Raw genomic sequence first — 18,028 nt, 5'->3', positions numbered from 1 at the left:
AACCTCTTGTTAAAAATTTAGCTCACTAATTTCTGAATTTAACTCAGAAAGTGTCTCTTTGTTTGATTTTGAATCAGAAGAAGATTGCTTTTGATTTTTTGACACACCAGAAACTTCTTGGAAACTTAAGTTTTCTGACTTCTCTTTTTCTTCAATCATTTTCATAGATGCCGCGAGTTGTGGATCTTGTAAGTGTTCAATCATAATCTGCAGACTTTTTCGACCTCTGAATTCGTTAACGCTTAATTTGAATGAAGCCTCTACATAGTTTTCAATAGGCATAACGCCTCTATCAATACAGCTAAACGCGATAGCTTTAATTTCGATATCAGAGCCAACAGGTTGCAAGACCATGCTTAAATGACTGCCATCACCAACAGGACGTTTTGAGATAACATTAAATTTTTGACTAAACACAGGGTATTCAAAACCTTGCCCCCAAACTGGCTGAGACTCGATAAGCTCCGCTAACTCTAAAGTCATCCATCTTGGATCTATGTCTTCCACATCCACAATGACAGCACCCAGTTTCATTTCATCGGTCATATCTCTTGAAATTAACTGATCAAATATATCTTTGAATTCTGAGTACTTATCTGATTTCACCGATAAGCCAGCAGCCATAGCATGTCCACCAAATTTAGATAAAACATCTGGTCTTTTTTTATTAATTTCATCAAGAATATGCTTTAAATGAATACCAGGTATTGAACGAGCACTACCCTTAATATCCAACTTTCCAATCGCGTCTTTCATGTCAATTAAGTTCGAAGCCGGTACGCCGAGACCTTCAGCATTTTTTAAGTCATTTTTAGCTTCTTTGAAACTACCGGTATCAGTAAAACAAATTGTTGGTCTACCTAACCGTTCTTTAACTCTAGAGGCTAATATTCCAACAACACCTTCATGCCAAGAGGGATCGTAAAGTGATATACCATTAGCATCGACTTCTATGTGATCAATAAAATCTAGAGCGTCATCAAGCATTCCATTTTCGATCTCTTTACGAGCTACATTCAGACTATCAAGCCTTTCAGCCAATGCTAAGGCAGTATTATCTTCCTTAGCCATTAGACACTGGATGCCGATGCTCATATCATCTAATCGACCAGCAGCATTTATTCTTGGACCAACAGCAAAACCAAAGTCTTGGCTTGTGATTTTTCCTATTTCTTTTTTAGCTATTTGAAGGATCGCATTAATACCAGGTCTGCCTCGCCCTTCGTTTATTATTTTTAGTCCTGCATTTACCAATAATCTATTGTTGTAATCAAGTTTAACAACATCAGCAACAGTCCCCAGAGCAACTAAATCAAGAAGCCTTTCCAACTTAGGTTCAGCTATACCCATTTTTTCAAACGTGCTTGACTGTCTCATAGCTGCTCTTGCCGCAATAATGGTATAGAAAATAACACCACATCCTGCGATAGACTTAGAAGGGAAGTTACAGCCTGGTTGACTAGGGTTTACAATAGCGTCAGCCAAAGGCACTTCATTAGATTCTGCTGGCAAATGATGATCTGTGATAAGTAGCTGACAAGGAAAAGGAAGGTTTCTAACTGCATGTGCACCTTCGAATGCGGCAATCCCATTATCAACAGTGATAATAAGGTCAGGCCTTGATTTTGCGGCAATTTCTACGATCGCATTAGATAGCCCGTAGCCATGTTTTTCTCTGTCAGGAACCAAGAAGTCAACATTGTTTGATCCGAGCATTGTTAGCCCTTCTACACCAATACTTGTTGAAGTTGCGCCATCACAATCATAGTCTCCTATGATTAAAATCTTTGATCCTGCAACAATGTGATTTGAAATAAGTTGTGCAGCATCTTTCATTCCTTTTAATTCAAAAGGATTAATTAATTTTCTCATGTCATATATAAGTTCAGAAGGTTCTTTAATTCCTCTGTTCTGATAAATACTATTTAGAATTTCATTATTATGAATTCTATTTTGTGACATTTTCTTTCTTTGGTGAAAAGGCTTTATTTTCATTAGAATTCTTAAAGTTAAATTTATTTCACTTATTATAACACAATAATTACAAATGGCATGACAACAACAGGTCAAAATCCAAACAAAATGCCTCTTTGAAAATAACAATAAAAAACACTTTCTATAAAAATATTAAGACCAAATTTTCATTAAAAAAAAGTGGGTGCAATGCACCCACTTTAAATTAACACATTCTTTAAAACTCATTCCCTAAATTTTATTATTTCATACTTTATACAAAACACACGATCTATATGACACATGCTCCGCCTTCACATACTTCTTCAGGTTCTTCATTTGAGCCACCTTGATCTCTAGTGTTATGGTAATAAAGTGTTTTTAATCCATATTTATACGCGAGAATTAAATCTCCTAGAAGAAGTTTCATTGGCACTTTATTGTCCTCAAAAGAAGACGGATCATAGTTTGTGTTTGCCGAAATAGACTGGTCAACGAATTTCTGCATAATCCCGACTAGTGCGAGGTATCCCTTATTGTTTGGAATTGACCATAGAAGCTCGTAGTTATCTTTGTATTTTTCAATGCCTGGAACAACTTGCTTTAATATCCCATCTTTTGATGCTTTTACACTAACAAAACCTCTTGGTGGCTCAATACCATTTGTCGCATTAGAGATCTGTGAGCTCGTCTCAGAAGGCATCAAAGCTGTTAGTGTTGAATTTCTTAAACCATACAACTTAATGTCTTCACGTAATGCTTCCCAATCAAGCAACAGCTCAAATTTCCCAACTGCATCAATTTCTTTTTTATAAGTATCAATTGGCAGTAGGCCTTGGGAATAAGTGGTTTCATTAAACTTAGGACAAGCACCTACCTCTTGAGCCAGTTTATTAGATGCTTTTAGCAAATAGTACTGGATTGCTTCATAGGTTTCGTGAACGAGTTGATTTGCAGAGCCATCAGAATATTTAACATTGTTTTTAGCAAGGTAATAAGCCAGATTAATTGTTCCTATACCTAACGTTCTTCTTGCCATTGTCGATGCTTCTGCAGCGGCGACTGGATAATCTTGATAATCTAACAGCGAGTCTAATGCTCTTACTGATAACTCACATAATATTTCCAGATCAGCTAGCGTTTCAATTTGTCCTAAATTAATCGCCGACAAAGTACATAGGGCAATCTCACCTTCTACATCATTAATATTATCAAGTGGCTTAGTAGGTAAAGCAATCTCTAAACACAGGTTTGATTGACGAATAGGAGCTTGCTTAGGGTCAAAAGGAGAATGGGTATTACAATGGTCTACATTCTGAATGTAAATTCGGCCCGTGCTTGACCTTTCTCCCATAAGTGTAGAAAAAATCTCTAGAGCAGGGATTGATTCTTTACGAATAGTAGGGTCGTTCTCATACTTCACATAAAGCTCTTCGAATAAATCTTGGTCTTCGAAAAAAGCATCATATAAATCTGGGACATCATGTGGGCTAAACAATGTGATATTTTTCAAGTCAAGAAGTCTCTTGTAGATAGTCTTATTGATTTGAACCCCATAATCCAAATGTCTTACTCTATTCTCATCAACCCCTCTGTTGTTTTTAAGCACTAACAGACTAGGAGATTCCAGATGCCAGATAGGATAGAAAACAGTCGCAGCACCTCCCCTAACACCACCTTGATAACAACATTTTACGGCTGCTTGGAAATATTTGTAAAATGGAATTACACCAGTGTGGAAAGCTTCACCTCCCCTAATCTCTGAACCAAGTGCTCTAATTCGTCCAGCATTAATGCCAATTCCTGATCTCTGAGATACATAGCGAACAATACTGCTAGAAGTTGCGTTAATAGAATTAAGACTATCTCCTGATTCAATTAAAACACATGAACTAAACTGACGACTTGGCGTTCTTAAGCCTGACATAATGGGAGTTGGCAAGGAAATCTTAAACTTAGATGTTGCATCATAAAACTGACGAACTTTGATTAATCGTTCTGGTTTTTTGTATTCTGCAAAAAGAATTGCCGATACTAGAGCAAAGATAAACTGAGGGCTTTCATAGATTTCTTTTTTAACTCTATTTTGAACTAAGTACTTTCCTTCAAGCTGTTTTACAGCAGCATATGAAAAAGTATGGTCACGGTTGTGATCAATAAATGAATCAATTTCATTTAACTCACTTTCTGTGTATTTTTCTAGAATTTCTTTATCATATTTACCCATGGCAACAAGCTTTTTAACATGGTCTAAAAGCTTAGGCGCTTCGTATCGACCAAATGCTTGTTTTCTGATGTGAATAATCGCTAAATTAGCAGATAAAAACTGATAATCTGGACAATCTACTGAAATTAAATCAGCAGCACTTTTTATGATAGTTTCTTGTATTTTACATGTGCTAATCCCATCGTAGAATTGAATGTTCGCTTTCAATTCTACGTTTGAAACAGAAACGTTCTTTAGCCCTTCCGCAGCCCAACTAATTACACGATGAATTTTTTCATAATCGATGTCTTCTAAAACACCATTTCTTTTAGTCACTTTAATCTTTTGAATCATTTTTGTTAAATCTCTCTTATATGTATGAAATATTAATGGGCACAATGCTATGTATCAGCATTGAACATAAATATTTTGTCGTTCTTAATAAAATTTACATTTGAAAAGTCGCCTAAAATCTTAGTGAGTAATACGGTTCCCAAATACCTGCTTTATTCTCTTTAGCTATATTTTCGGCATTCTGATATTGTTCATCAAGAGAGCCTGGTGATTTTTTCTTTCCCTCATAAAAAGCAGAAAAACCATATAATATAATCTCTCCAGCAATGTCCACACCATTTACTCTAACCGTACAGATGGGGATCCCCTCCCTAACGCTTCTTTCAAAGCATTTAACCGTCGCCTCTTTACCATCAAGAGATTGACTCATATTAGCAAAGCCCTGATATTCCTTACTGCCTTCCTTGTCTTCAATATCTTTCATTTCTGTATCATCTATCCCATAAATAAATACAGGAAGAGCTAAATGTTTATTTCGTTTATTTCTAAGAGGAATCTTCTTCGAAACCTCACCGTATACATCTTCATTTGAAAGCTGAATCCACACTTTGTTAAGACTTTCCACCAAGATGATTTCACCTTGAAATTCATTGATACTTTTTTGGCTATCTGCCTCTTCTGCACTTGATAATACAGAAAAAAGAGAAAATACAATCAAGCTTTTTTTAAAAAGAGACATATAAAGTTACCTCACACATAATATTGTGTAAAATATGCTAACGGTCAAAAGAAATTTAATCAAGAGTAAATAATATGGCAAATATTTCACTCAATGGAATAGTCACAAAAATACACAGCACAAATAAAGATAGAGGCTTTTGTATTGTGACCATAAAAGGTGATGATGATCGATCAAAAGAGATCATTAAGTCCGAAAAAAACGGCAAAGACACGGTTACTCTTCTTGGCACTTACTTTAACCCTAAAGTAGGTGAACAGCTAACATGTGAAGGTTACTTCAAGTCACACAAAACTTTCGGAAAACAGTATAGTGCTCAACAGATACTATCAACGGTCTCGTTATCTCAAAGTTTTCCTAAAGAAATTATCCACTCTGATATGCTAAAACCTATAGAGGAAAACTTAAGACTAAAAATATATAAAAAATACGGTGACAACTCCCTAAAACTTTTAATGACTCAGTCCCCTCTCCTGACTGAAGATGGCTTTATTACAAAAAAGAGATTTGCTGAACTCAAAAAAGAAATGGCCAGACTGAAAATAACGACCAAAACCTATAACTATCTCAGAGCTGTTGGATTACCTGAAAAACTAGCTCACAATGTTATGGAAGCGAGAGGAGGCCTTTCCAAGACTTACGTGACAGTAGAGCCATATAGTTTACTAGATGTGCCTGGCATGGGATTTAAAAGCCTTGATACAGTCGCATCTGAAATTGGCATGTCATTCACATCAAAAGCAAGACTTGATTACTGTTTTGATCATATTCTGACTAATCACTTTGAACAAGGACATACAGGTTTCCCTATTGATAAGCTCGCTTATATTTCTGCGAGCGAGTTAAGTGTTGGACCAACTGAAGTTAAAGAATATTTAAAAGGAAAAATAGAAAGCGGTGAATATACTTATAATCACAAGGAAAGATTTTTCACTACATATAAAATTCATGAAATAGAAAAAGCAATTGCAAAACATCTTTTCAGATTACAATCCACTCCGTTTAAAAAAGCAAGAAAAATAAATAATGTTCAAGAGAGTTTTTTAAAAGAAGGCCAAGTAACTGCAATTAAAAATACTCTGATGAATAAGGTATCTATTATTACCGGAGGACCGGGTGTAGGTAAAACAACTGTAGTAAAGTATGTGATTGATAATATCAAACAGTCGGAAGGAAATAATCACAAGTTTGTATTAGCGGCCCCTACAGGAAAAGCTTCAACTCGAATGTCTCAGTCTACCAATTTACCAGCAGATACCGTGCATTCCTTGCTGGATTACAATCCTAAGGACGGCTTTAGAAAAGGACAGTTCGACGCTCTAAAAGCAGACACTGTTATTATTGATGAAACAACAATGGTTGACCTCAATACATTTTACTCATTGTTAGAGTCTATACCCTCAAGCTGCAGGCTTGTCATGGTCGGCGACATTGACCAGCTTCCGTCAGTTGGCTCCGGCGCAGTGCTAAGGGATATCATTGATTCTAAGCAGATCATAACATCTGAATTAACAGAGCCTGTTCGCTTTGGAAGTGAAAGTCAGATAGTTACCAATGCACAAAGAGTAAATGCTGGTCAGGCGCCTATTTTCAGTGGTAATGACAACTCAGACTTCATTTGGATTGATGCGGACAATGACGAGGACATCAAGAAAAAAATAAAGGCATTAGCTTCTATTATTCCCGCAAAATTCAATATTCCCGTTGAAGATATCCAGGTCCTTTCACCTCAAAAAGAAACAGAGTGTGGCGTAAACTCTCTTAATAAGACTTTAGATGAAATAATGAATCCAAAAGAAGGCAGCAATAAATTCGAAGTTAAGTCATTTGGAAAAAGCTTTCGAGTTGGCGATAGGGTTATGCAGATCCGCAACAACAAAAAACTAAACGTAAGTAATGGTGACGTTGGAACAATAAATTCTTTTAACATGAAACTTCAGACCGTCAGAATAAAGTTTGACGAAAACACTAAAGATTTACCTATTAAAAATTTAGGGCACATGAGAAGTGCTAATGCGATAACGATACACAAGTCTCAAGGCTCTGAGTACAGTGCTGTAATCATGCCAATAAGTAAATCAAGTACTAGGATGCTTACTAAGCAGTTGGTCTACACAGGAATGACTAGGGCCAAAAAACTTCTTGTTATGATTGGGGACAAAGACGCTCTTAAAAGCGCGATTGAAAACACTAGAAAGCAGAATCGAGTAACTGGACTGAGAGGAGCAATTAATGAAGTGTTTAACGAAAAATCACTTTCTCTTAGTAAGAGCATCAATCAAGAAGAGCCTGAAATGAAAATAGGGTAAAAAAAATGCGTCTATTGACGCATTTTTCTACTGCTAAAGACTAAGAGCTAGAACCCGATAGACAATAAAGCAACATAAAGACCCAGAGAGCCGATCGCAAAACCAGATAGAGTGTAAACAAGCTTGCTAACATTCACCTTTAATTTTATGCTTTTTAATTGGCCTGAAATTAATTCAATCTGTTTATTAAGAAGATCGATACACTCAATTTGAGCATCATATTTTTCTTTCCAAGCTAATGCTTGTGCTTTAAACGTTTTAGCATAATAATCCAGCTTATCAATCTTACACTGAAGGCTAAACACATCTTGACTAGAAGCATCTTCAATAGAAACCTGCTTAAGACTTTCAATAAGCGAAGACTGACTTTCAACTATTTTTTGAAGTGTGCTTACCTGGGTTAGCGATTGTTCATTCATACCTGAAACTTCTAACAACTTAGTTTCCGCGTCATGCGCTGTGAAACTCAATTCTCTAGTGCGCTCTTTTTCTGCTTTAAGATCAGCAACAACAACACCATGTGTTTCGTAAGTAACCATTGTATTGACGGCTTCTTCGATTGATTTTTTTAGTTCTATATTTTCACTAGTAATAACAGAGACAATTTGATCATGTTTCTCATTCGGAATCATGGTTTTTTTGACAGAAATTAATTCACCTAAAGCTATTTTAGCCTTAGCTTTTTCTTCTTCGATAGTAAAAATATAGCCTTTTTGTAGAGACTCAGTTTCCATCTTGTGTTTTAAGTTCAGCTCCGCTGTATGAACCAGGTGCTCGCTCTCCGCAGCTTCCATGGTAGCTACTTTAATATCTTCAACTTCTTTCTTAAATCGCGCTTCCATATCACTATAGTGGATAAAAAGGTTCTTTTTCTCTTGCTCTAAAGAGTCAACCTTCTTAAGGAGACCGAACTGCTCTTCTTTTAAAGCCTGATTGTCAGCATTGCCGGCTTTCAGTTCGAGACCAACTTTATTAAGCTCATTTTGCAAAATGCTTTTTTCAACGCCAATAGCTGAAAGCTTGTTATTTAACTCAAGCTTAACTGATTCATGACTTTTAATTAATTCACTTTTTTGATTGTTGAAATTTTGCTCTTTAGCAACATGAAACTCTGCTGAGTTAATAGGGTCACGACCTAAAATTAACTTAATGTCGTTATATTGAGCATTTATCTCTTCAGGGTCATTTAAGTGAATTTCGTAAAATGATTTGTGTCTAAATGCAGTTGCATAGGCCAACCACTTATCCCAACTCCAAGAGACACCTAAATTTTCATGACTTCCAGTTATGAAATCAGCTAGATTTTTATGCCCGAGCCCAAATGCCATACTGCCAACTGGAATAATGGCCTCTTTTTCGAGCAAAACATCACCCACAGGAAGTCCCGATGCCTTGATTAGAGTTTGAACCTGTAGAGTCCAATCGAGAAAACCAAGAGAACTCTTAAGTCCAGTAAAATCTTCACTTACACGAGTAGAATCATGAACAATACTAACGACATTGTCGGCTTTATCTGACATAGTAACACCACTTTTTGTTTAATTTATTTCGACTTATTTTAACCTTAATGATATAATTAACCAATTCTTAAATCAACCAATAAGACGCGATAAAATATGATTAATTCATTCACATCTCCTAAAGAAGCACTTAAAAAAGTTTATGGATATGACTCTTTCAGAGAAGGCCAAGAAGAAGTCATTAACAATATAGTGAATGGATTAGATGGACTATTCGTTCGCGCAACTGGTGGTGGCAAATCTATAACCTATCAAATTCCTGCCCTCTGTAAAGATGGAGTGGCAATTGTAGTAAGTCCCCTAATAGCCTTAATGAAAGACCAAGTGGAAGCCCTTACTAGCAAAGGCGTTCCATCTGCCTACATAAACTCAAGCCTCTCTGCTGAGCAAACTATTCAAAACATAAATGGATTGGTTTCAGGTCAGTTTAAAGTTTTTTATGTAGCCCCAGAAAGACTTAACACTGATGCTTTTATTGAAGCATTAATAAACTCTAATATATCTATGTTTGCTATAGACGAAGCGCACTGTGTTTCAACTTGGGGGCAAAATTTCCGACCTTCTTACAGAAAAATAAAAGGTGTCATTGAACAAGTTGAGCAAGCAAAAGGCCGTAGAATTCAGCGCTATGCATGTACAGCAACAGCAACTAGCGCAATTAGAAGTGACATTATCTCAGAATTGGGAATGCAAAATAACTTTGAAATTGTCGGGAGCTTCGATCGTCCTAATATTGAATTTATCGCTAGAAAATCATATAAAAAGATAAATGATCTTGTTGATATTTGTAAACAAACTGTTGATGGCTCAATTATAGTTTACTGCCCAACAGTTAAATCCGTAGAATTAATCACAAGAGAGTTAGTCCAAAATGACATTTCTGCCGCATCTTATCACGGAAGACTAAATTCAGACGTTAAAAACAGCGTCCAAGATAAGTTTGCTAATGACGAACTGAAAGTTATTGTTGCGACAAATGCGTTTGGCATGGGTGTCGACAAAGACAATGTTAGATATGTAATCCACACATCGATGCCTGGCAATATAGAAAACTATTACCAAGAAGCAGGCCGCGCAGGCCGTGACGGCAAAGATTCAAAAGCTATTTTGCTTTTCAATGAAAAGGATCGTGTTGTCCAAGAGTTCTTTATCAACTGCAACTTCCCTCCCAAAGAATCTATCAGAGCAGTGCAGGTGTTTTTAACTTCTTTCGATAATGGAATGCCAATTAACTTTTCCCCTGAAGAAATTACAATGATCTCTCCAGACAACATTAAAGACTATCAAGTTAATGCAATATTAAAAATACTTGAAGCTCAGAATGTAATTAAACTCCATAATTTTGATGTGAATGAAACAAATCCTACAATCGAAGTAATAGATAAGAATGTTCAACTTAACTTTGATGCAATAAACCAAAGAAAAAGTGTCGTTCTAGATGCTCTAAATGTAATGGACCGTTTCTCAAAGACTAAAAGATGTCTAAGGGAGTTTATCTTAGATTACTTTGACGAAACACCAGAGTCAAAACATTGTGGAAACTGCGGCACATGCCATTCAAACGAATTAGCAAGAGGTCAAATTGAGGGGCTAATACCTGATGAAGCTGTTCGCTCAGTTTTAGGTTTAGCTAACGAATTGACTAAGAAAGTTACCTTAAATGACTTTAATGATTTATTGCTAGGTGTAAAAAGCAAATTCTTCATCCAAAGAGGACTAAATAGTCTAAATGGATATGGGTCATTATCAAACTGGTCTAAAAGTGATGTAGAATCAGTTGTCACTGAATTAATTAATGCAGAATACTTATATGTGTCAGCGAGATCACAAGACGCAATACTTATCACCCCAAAAGGCGAGTCTCTTGCGGCACAGTCAAAGATTTCAATGGTAAAGTCTAGTGAAGGTGCCAAATCGATTACCATGAGCAATGATGACCGCGATGTTAATGATGAGAACCGAATCAAAACCAATGGCACCGTATTAGATCATGTGCTTTATAAAGAAGTAGTGCAAATGCGCACGAGCCTTTCTGAAAAACATGAGAAAGCACCATTTATGATTTATTCAGATTCGACAGCTAAGCTCATAGCTACAGTTAAGCCAAGAACAAAAGAAGAGTTAACTCAGTTGGGCATGACAAACTCGAAAGTAAAGTCTTACGGCCAGGATATTATTAACCTCGTAGAAAACAATGAAAAGCACTACGACAATTCGCCTTCGATGGGCATTTCTCAATAAGAGAAAACGCAGGACAATTGAAATGATGAATAAATTTATTGAAATTGAAGGGAATGATGGAACAGGTAAAGGACTTGCCATTTCTCAGGTTATTAAATTTCTACAAGAAAAAAATGAAATAGTCATCAGCACAAGGGAGCCTGGTGGCACCCCTTTAGCAGAAAAAATAAGAGAAATAACCAAGTCAAATGAAATATCTCAAAACGAAATATTTGCTGAGAATACTGAGCTGCTGCTAATGTACTCAGCAAGAAGTCAGCTCTTAGAAAACAAAATAAAGCCATCATTGAGCATGGGGCATTTTGTTACAACTGACAGGTTTTCTACGTCCTCTTTTGCTTACCAGGGCTTTGCCAGAGGCCTTGATCTAGGGAATATAGAAATGCTAGAAAAAATGATTGTAGGCAAATATGCCCCTTCTCTAACAATCATTCTTGATTGCCCTCCTGAAGTTAGTATTTCTAGAGCTATTAACCGCTCAGCACTAGACAGATTTGAAAATCAAAAACTAGATTTCTTCAGAACGAGCAGAGCTGGCTACTTAGAGATTGCTAAATCAGACCCGGTTAGATACAAGGTGATTAATGCGAATAGGCCTATTTCTGAAGTTCATATGGACGTACTCGAAGTACTTTCTATCTGGTACAAAAATTTAATTAATTAAATTCAAATAGAACAGTCCTATTGATTAGATCATAGGACTGTTTAATCAACAAGGTAGGTAGCTACTTAAGCATTAGATGAGTAAAGCCTGATGGGGACATATGAAATTCTACTCCATTCTTATCCTTTACTCTTAAACAATCTGGCCCACCATCAGGATCCATTCCAATAAGGATATATTTATTGGTTTTATCTTTACTGAAGACTTCAGCTCCTATCCAAGACACATCCATTCCAACCTCATGGGCATATTGACGATACATCTTTTCATAATGGTCTTTAGCTTTCCCTGGATAGGCTGTGACATTCATAAACAATGAACCATCGCCACTAACTAAAGCATTAAAATCGGGCACTTCAAATCCATGTCTTTTAGCTAACTTTTTCAAGCTTTTTTTAACTTCTGTAAAAAACGCTTCTGAATCTGAATCACTTGCGGTGCTTGTTCCCATATTAATTTCCGCGCTTCAAATTATTCATAGGAAAATTGGAAACAAAAGAGTGAATATCTCTTCCTGACACAATACTTGAACTATTTGACAACGTACCGTCTCTCAATAACGTTCTTACTCGAAAGCGTTCGATAGAAATAACCTCATCAACAATATAATGTGAGATTTGCCCTTTAGGAGACACTTTAATCAGAAAATCGCCATTTGAGAAATCATGAGTTAATAATGTTCTAACATTGGCCGTCAATACGTTTCTATTCATATAAATCCTTAGATATCAGTTTTCAACCAATAAAAAAATAAGGCCTATACTAAATTACTTAGCATAAAGCCTTACTTATTATTAGCAGCAAATTAAAACATACTATATCTAATATATGCTAAAAAATCAAATTAATTGAGTTCTGCTCATCAATAATATCTGATAGCCTTTTTTTCCAGTATGTCTTTAATAAAGGCTCAAAAGTAATACAGGCTTCATTAAAATTCATATTTGATTCGCTCGCATTTATAAACCCAACGGCCTGAGTTGATGACAACTCATAGAACTTAGCATCTGGCATATTAAATAAACGACAAAGGACTAGCTGTAAGCCATCAGGCCCAACAGGTGCTCTTCCGTCTCTCATTAGTCCCCGACTAATGTAGTTTCCTGTAACAACCCGAGTCTCGCTTGAAGGGTCCTTTTGAACTGTGTACTTTACAGGAACTTCTTTGAATTCAACCTTACCCAAGAGAACTCGCTCCAATGAAATAAGATCATCACTAGCCATTACTTCAGACTCAATGCCACTATCTCGAGATTCCCATGCTCCAAAATGCTCTCCTGATGCTTTAATAGTATCGATCATCAAATCTTCTGCTTTTCCTAAATCCGAATAACGCTCATTTTTAACATAATCTTGAATCAATTTAGCTTTATCTTCAATAGAGTTTTCTTGGTCAGCAAACCACAAGTCCCTGTCGACTACATTCTCAACTAAATCATCTAACTTTTTTTCTTTTTCATTAAAATTTAAGCTGAATGCCTGTGCATTAACACTCAATCCAACAGTCAAACTTACCGCAATTAATAACGACTTTTTCATACTAAAACCCTTAAATAAATTTACTAAATAAAAAATTAATCAGAAGCTAGAAGCCCTGTGCTGCCATTTGTAATATTGGCATAATAGTTAGACCAAAAAGCACTGAGCCAGCTAACACCATAAACAAAGCCGAAATAGATTTTAATGCAGGGCCTAGTGTGCCTAATCTTGATGAGTATAGGGCTCTGTATTGCACTGATAATGTTTTAAGCACATGAACAACGCCCTCTCTGCTCAAAGACTGACCAAGCGCCGCTCTATCTGTCGCATGTAAGCTACTCATTGCATTTGACCAGGGTAATCCCTTTTCGGTATTCTTTAATGCTCCGAGAAGATCATCTTTCATTTTTCCTTTTGGTGCTCCTTCAGAGGATAATTCCAGTGCCTGCTTGACGGGTACTCCCGAGCCTATCAGAAGAGATAAACTGTACATCGTTATGTAGTTGTTTTTAGCTAAAATTAAATCTTTATAAAAAGGAACCTTAACAATCAGACTATCCGCTATAGAGGGATTAAAAAATCTACCAACAGTCCCTAAAAATAATAATGAGATAAAAACTAACGCAGTAAATGACATTGTAATTTCAGAAAATGTAGCAATAAACCCATAAAGCGGATCCGGCTCTATCGTACTATTCATTTTCATCAACTCAGACTCAGCCATCATCGGCCCAGCATATCTAGTCGTACCGAACGTAGCAGCGAATGCAATAAAAAACGTACCGATACTTACATAAATATCAAGCATGCTTCCCTTCCGCACCTCACTCATTTCTCTTTCAAAATCGGCCGCATTAGATAAAGCTTCAGCAGAGTTACCGGCTTTAAATCCCGCCTGAATCAATGCAACAACATTAGGTGGAAAATATTTCCCTCCTAGGTTTTGCATTGCAACATCTAACCCATATCCTGCATCCACCTGTTTTCTAAGCTTTCTACAAGTCGTACCAATTGGTGAGCCAAAGTGCTCTTCCATAAGACCTAATGCTCGACCAGTCCCTACTTTCGAGCCTAACATAGCCGCGAGGCGATGGAAGATGACTTGTCGGTGTTGAATCTCCAAAGGAGGGGTAAAAAAGAAATTTCTAGACTTTGATATTTTAACAACTCTGCCGTAAGTCTTAGCCTCACGCCTTGCGTCAATCTCAGTCAAAGCCTCTATAGTCCTTTTCTCCATTCTTCCTTTTGACTCTGTAATAACCTTAAATGTTTTCATTTGAAATACCCACTTTATCTACCAGTCCCAGGCTTTCTAATTCTTCTTTTCTTTCATTCATAATGTCCTCTGCATCTGGACCAAATATCCTGATTAATTCACCTACATTAGTTTTACCGCTTAATACTTTACTGAAAGCATCCTCAAGAATTGTTGGCCACTTTACTTCCCTATTCTCCATAATATCGCCAACCTCTTTCTCATCTTTAAAATAATGGCATTCTGATACAATTGTTCTGCCTTTATAGCCAGAGCCACCACAGATATGACAAGAGTCTTCTTTGTTTTCAGTAACCAATCCATCACAAGCAACGCACTCAAGACGTATTAACTGCTGTGCAAGAACTGAACGTATAACAGTCTTCAACTGAAATAATGGAACGCCTAAGTCACGTAGTCTATTCACTGATCCAAGTATCGAACCGGTATGCATTGTTGCGAACACAAGATGCCCAGTTTCTGCCGCTTTAATAGCATTTCTAGCTGTTTCTTCATCACGAATTTCTCCAAGAATAATGATGTCGGGATCCGCTCGCATAAATGCTTTTAATGCCCTATTAAAATCCAGGCCAACGTCATTATTAATGTTTAGTTGCCTAATAAAAGGGATTTTGTGCTCAACAGGATCTTCCGCCGTATAAATTACCTTGCCAAATCTATCAAGCTCTCTCATTGTAGATGAAAGGGTTGTCGTTTTTCCTGATCCGGTCATTCCACAAATAAGGTTTAGACCTTCTAGGCGTCTTGAGCCTCTTCTCCATTTAGCTACATCCGTAATGCCTAGTGCACCAAGCGGAATGTTAGATTTTTCTGGGTCAATAATTCGTATAACGATACTTTCTTTTTCGCTTGTTAATGGAACAGAAGCGACTCGAAGAGAAATCTTTCGACCATTGTGCTCAACATCAAATCCACCATCCATGGGTATTCTCTTTTCAGCCATATCCATAGATGATCTATCTTTAATTCGAGCTGAAATACTTAAATAATCTTTAAGCTTCCCCTCTTTATCATGCCTAGCGACACCATCTATTCTATAAAAAACGGTGTAAGTTGACTCCCTTTGGAGTATATGAATATCCGAGGCAGACAGGGAAATACCTCTTCTAATTAAATTCTCAAGATCAGATGCATCAGAGTCATGAATCATCTCTATTTTTGCAATATAATTATCAATCATTTCTGGGTTTGCAGGGGTAAAAACAATAGATTGTTCGGGATAATATTCTTTAATAACTTTAGCTAATCTAAACTCATCGCCCGTTGTAGAAATAAAGACATCTTTTATTGTTTCTGCAGCAACCTTAAAATGGTAATCTTTGAATAGTTGCAGCGGTATATGCTCAACTATTTTCTCTTCGCTCATTAGATTAGCATCAGTAACCTTAAGAACGGCTTCAACTATGTGTTCCTGATTAACAAAACTATTTCTAACCAGTGAGTCACTAAGCTTTCCACCAGTTACCTCTATCTCTCTTTTTGAGGCCTCTATTGCGAATTTATTAACCATCCCTTTTTCGATTAGATAGCTTTCAATTCTTTCATCTATCGTCATATTTTCATAACTCATTAATCACATTCCCATTCACTTCTATTGGCAGACTCTTGAGTACTATCCTCTTCTGGGGTAGATTCACTGCTGCTTGATAACTCATCAAATAGATAACCACTTAAACATGTTGTTGCATAAATATTAGAATCGGTTCCAAATACGGATGATGCCGACACATCTTTTACACCAACAACAAAACCGCTTGAACTTGTACCCAACTGAGAATCCTGAAGAGTTAAGACCGCTCCATTTTTTAAATAAAGCCCAACTTGAACTGAAGAACTCTTGCTCCAACTAACTGAAAATAACTTCAAGATTCCAGAGTTCACATAAACCCCATAGCTAAGGGATCCATAGGTAACCACGGTAGAATCACTTCCAGACATAGTTCCTTTGAGATCAATAAAAGCGTCAGAGGAGCCACTAGCAGATACCTTGGAGTCATCAAGCGAAAAACTAGAACTTCCGTCAACACTTAAAAACGAATCTGCTTTTCCTGACGTACCAGAGAAAGCAAGGCTTGCTCCATCACTCAAAACTAATGAAGACCCTTCTCTTAGGTCAAATACATCATCACCATCTCCAGAAGCAGAGCTAATACTTAAATCACCATTGGAAACGAACCAATTTGAATTAGTTAATACAACTGCCTCATAACTCGCACTATTACTTACTGTAAAAGAGCTTGAGTCTTGGTTTATTTCAGAATTCTGAACCGTTAAAATCCCCGATGAAGAAGTACCTGATATGCTACTGCTTGAAACAACATTTAGTTTAGAATTAATAAAACTAACCTTGCCTGATATATCAACGTCATCGAATGTGATTTTAGATCCTTCAAAGACTAAAGATATTTCACTAGAAAAAGATACGTTCGACAAATCGACGACCATGTTTTTAAATGTCAAAGTAACTTCATCGCTCGAAGTAATCGAGGAAGTAGCACTTCCTGAATTTTCAATTACGATTGTCTTATCCAATGAAGGAGTATTATTTTCGAATGTAAGACTTTCTGTTATTGATCTCGTATTTCCATCATCAAGGTCGACCAGGTATCTAAGGGGTTTCATAGATTCCCAACTTGAAGTTAAGGCATCAAATGAAGCGTCCGAATCAAAATCACTCAAATCTAAAACAAAGTTTGATATGCCCATGAAGTTAACCGACTCATCTCTCGAAATAACTGTAATAATTCCAGAATAATTCTTCCCATCAACTTCGTTAAAGCGGTACTTTCCATTGTCTTTAAGGTATACGTCTGAGCAAGAAGGTATGTCTGTAGAGAATCTTGGGGATATAACGATTGCAAGGGTGTGCTTATCTGATAAATCTTCGGCCAAACTTAAGTTCGACTCTAAAACATAATCAAGCCCATCATCTACATTGTCATCAAAAGTAACGACGCTGTACGAATTCTCTCCATAAGAAACATCTTCTGATGAAGAAGCACTAGATATTTCTTCAGAATCCCCAGAAACTGGGCAGTATATATAAGGCATTTTCCATGAATTAAGTGAGCTAAACCCAAGAGCACTAGGAATCGTTAAGTAACTTTCATCTTCATATTCTACGGTAGAGGTCAGATCAACAGGAGCTACAAGCACCCTACTATCACCATAAGGCCTTAGGGCATGATTAAGAGAAACTTCAATTTTATTCTGATTTTGTATTTCAGTTTGTGCTGAAATAAGATTGTTTGTGCTACTCATCAACATCATTACAGAATATGAGCCAGCAGAGAGGACTATTAACATAATCAGTCCAATTAGAATTACACCGAACATGGGGGTGTTCC

Annotated in this window: 13 protein-coding genes; 3 read left to right on the top strand and 10 right to left on the bottom strand. The window is 36.7% G+C overall.

Annotated features, from left to right (window positions below; genetic code table 11):
• Nucleotides 1-9 precede the first annotated feature (9 nt).
• The 3 genes from SP041_RS00170 to SP041_RS00160 form a co-directional block, all read right to left on the bottom strand.
• Complete coding sequence (locus SP041_RS00170) at nt 10-1,995, bottom strand: DHH family phosphoesterase (RefSeq protein ID WP_137297066.1); 1,986 nt, start codon at nt 1,993-1,995, stop codon at nt 10-12.
• A 250-nt stretch (nt 1,996-2,245) separates the two neighbouring features.
• Nucleotides 2,246-4,513, bottom strand: coding sequence for a class 1a ribonucleoside-diphosphate reductase subunit alpha (gene nrdA / locus SP041_RS00165; RefSeq protein ID WP_137297065.1), 2,268 nt, complete (start codon nt 4,511-4,513; stop codon nt 2,246-2,248).
• A 112-nt stretch (nt 4,514-4,625) separates the two neighbouring features.
• Entirely contained in the window at nt 4,626-5,192 is a 567-nt protein-coding gene (locus tag SP041_RS00160) for a thermonuclease family protein (RefSeq protein WP_137297064.1), read from the bottom strand.
• A gap of 74 nt (nt 5,193-5,266) precedes the next feature.
• On the opposite strand from SP041_RS00160, the gene SP041_RS00155 reads away from it, so the two are divergent.
• The gene (locus SP041_RS00155) at nt 5,267-7,501 is read left to right on the top strand and encodes an AAA family ATPase (RefSeq protein WP_137297063.1); all 2,235 of its coding nucleotides are present in this window, start codon (nt 5,267-5,269) and stop codon (nt 7,499-7,501) included.
• 47 nt (nt 7,502-7,548) lie between these two features.
• On the opposite strand, the gene SP041_RS00150 is transcribed toward SP041_RS00155, so the two are convergent.
• Complete coding sequence (locus SP041_RS00150; RefSeq protein WP_025562593.1) at nt 7,549-9,021, bottom strand: hypothetical protein; 1,473 nt, start codon at nt 9,019-9,021, stop codon at nt 7,549-7,551.
• 96 nt (nt 9,022-9,117) lie between these two features.
• Here SP041_RS00150 and SP041_RS00145 point away from each other — a divergent pair, with 96 nt between their 5' ends.
• Nucleotides 9,118-11,262, top strand: a complete 2,145-nt coding sequence (locus tag SP041_RS00145) for an ATP-dependent DNA helicase RecQ (RefSeq protein ID WP_025562592.1) — start codon at nt 9,118-9,120, stop codon at nt 11,260-11,262.
• A 22-nt stretch (nt 11,263-11,284) separates the two neighbouring features.
• Nucleotides 11,285-11,926, top strand: coding sequence for a dTMP kinase (gene tmk / locus SP041_RS00140; RefSeq protein ID WP_025562591.1), 642 nt, complete (start codon nt 11,285-11,287; stop codon nt 11,924-11,926).
• Nucleotides 11,927-11,987: 61 nt separating this feature from the next.
• Here the strand turns inward: tmk and SP041_RS00135 are convergent, their stop codons facing one another.
• The 6 genes from SP041_RS00135 to SP041_RS00110 form a co-directional block, all read right to left on the bottom strand.
• Nucleotides 11,988-12,377 (bottom strand): hypothetical protein, encoded by a 390-nt coding sequence (locus SP041_RS00135; protein WP_025562590.1) that lies wholly within the window; start codon nt 12,375-12,377, stop codon nt 11,988-11,990.
• A 1-nt stretch (nt 12,378) separates the two neighbouring features.
• Nucleotides 12,379-12,639: a hypothetical protein gene (locus SP041_RS00130; RefSeq protein ID WP_037047741.1), complete on the bottom strand. Its 261-nt coding sequence runs from the start codon at nt 12,637-12,639 to the stop codon at nt 12,379-12,381.
• A 118-nt stretch (nt 12,640-12,757) separates the two neighbouring features.
• The gene (locus tag SP041_RS00125; RefSeq protein ID WP_025562589.1) at nt 12,758-13,465 is read right to left on the bottom strand and encodes a hypothetical protein; all 708 of its coding nucleotides are present in this window, start codon (nt 13,463-13,465) and stop codon (nt 12,758-12,760) included.
• A gap of 46 nt (nt 13,466-13,511) precedes the next feature.
• A complete protein-coding gene (locus SP041_RS00120; protein ID WP_025562588.1) occupies nt 13,512-14,681 on the bottom strand; it encodes a type II secretion system F family protein in 1,170 nt (389 codons plus the stop codon).
• Nucleotides 14,668-16,251, bottom strand: coding sequence for an ATPase, T2SS/T4P/T4SS family (locus SP041_RS00115; RefSeq protein WP_025562587.1), 1,584 nt, complete (start codon nt 16,249-16,251; stop codon nt 14,668-14,670). The genes SP041_RS00120 and SP041_RS00115 overlap by 14 nt, the downstream gene beginning before the upstream one ends.
• Nucleotides 16,251-18,017: a hypothetical protein gene (locus SP041_RS00110; protein WP_025562585.1), complete on the bottom strand. Its 1,767-nt coding sequence runs from the start codon at nt 18,015-18,017 to the stop codon at nt 16,251-16,253. The genes SP041_RS00115 and SP041_RS00110 overlap by 1 nt, the downstream gene beginning before the upstream one ends.
• Between the last annotated feature and the right edge of the window lie 11 nt (nt 18,018-18,028).

The sequence above is a fragment of the Psychromonas sp. SP041 genome, assembly GCF_000470315.2.
Lineage (GTDB): Bacteria > Pseudomonadota > Gammaproteobacteria > Enterobacterales > Psychromonadaceae > Psychromonas.
Note: the sequence above shows the minus strand (reverse complement) of the source record. Positions and strands in the feature narration are given on the sequence as shown.

Coding starts and splice junctions, on each gene's coding strand:
- SP041_RS00170 (WP_137297066.1), bottom strand. CDS start 1,995: ATGAAAATAAAGCCTTTTCACCAAAGAAAGAAAATGTCACAAAATAGA.
- nrdA (WP_137297065.1), bottom strand. CDS start 4,513: ATGATTCAAAAGATTAAAGTGACTAAAAGAAATGGTGTTTTAGAAGAC.
- SP041_RS00160 (WP_137297064.1), bottom strand. CDS start 5,192: ATGTCTCTTTTTAAAAAAAGCTTGATTGTATTTTCTCTTTTTTCTGTA.
- SP041_RS00155 (WP_137297063.1), top strand. CDS start 5,267: ATGGCAAATATTTCACTCAATGGAATAGTCACAAAAATACACAGCACA.
- SP041_RS00150 (WP_025562593.1), bottom strand. CDS start 9,021: ATGTCAGATAAAGCCGACAATGTCGTTAGTATTGTTCATGATTCTACT.
- SP041_RS00145 (WP_025562592.1), top strand. CDS start 9,118: ATGATTAATTCATTCACATCTCCTAAAGAAGCACTTAAAAAAGTTTAT.
- tmk (WP_025562591.1), top strand. CDS start 11,285: ATGATGAATAAATTTATTGAAATTGAAGGGAATGATGGAACAGGTAAA.
- SP041_RS00135 (WP_025562590.1), bottom strand. CDS start 12,377: ATGGGAACAAGCACCGCAAGTGATTCAGATTCAGAAGCGTTTTTTACA.
- SP041_RS00130 (WP_037047741.1), bottom strand. CDS start 12,639: ATGAATAGAAACGTATTGACGGCCAATGTTAGAACATTATTAACTCAT.
- SP041_RS00125 (WP_025562589.1), bottom strand. CDS start 13,465: ATGAAAAAGTCGTTATTAATTGCGGTAAGTTTGACTGTTGGATTGAGT.
- SP041_RS00120 (WP_025562588.1), bottom strand. CDS start 14,681: ATGAAAACATTTAAGGTTATTACAGAGTCAAAAGGAAGAATGGAGAAA.
- SP041_RS00115 (WP_025562587.1), bottom strand. CDS start 16,251: ATGAGTTATGAAAATATGACGATAGATGAAAGAATTGAAAGCTATCTA.
- SP041_RS00110 (WP_025562585.1), bottom strand. CDS start 18,017: ATGTTCGGTGTAATTCTAATTGGACTGATTATGTTAATAGTCCTCTCT.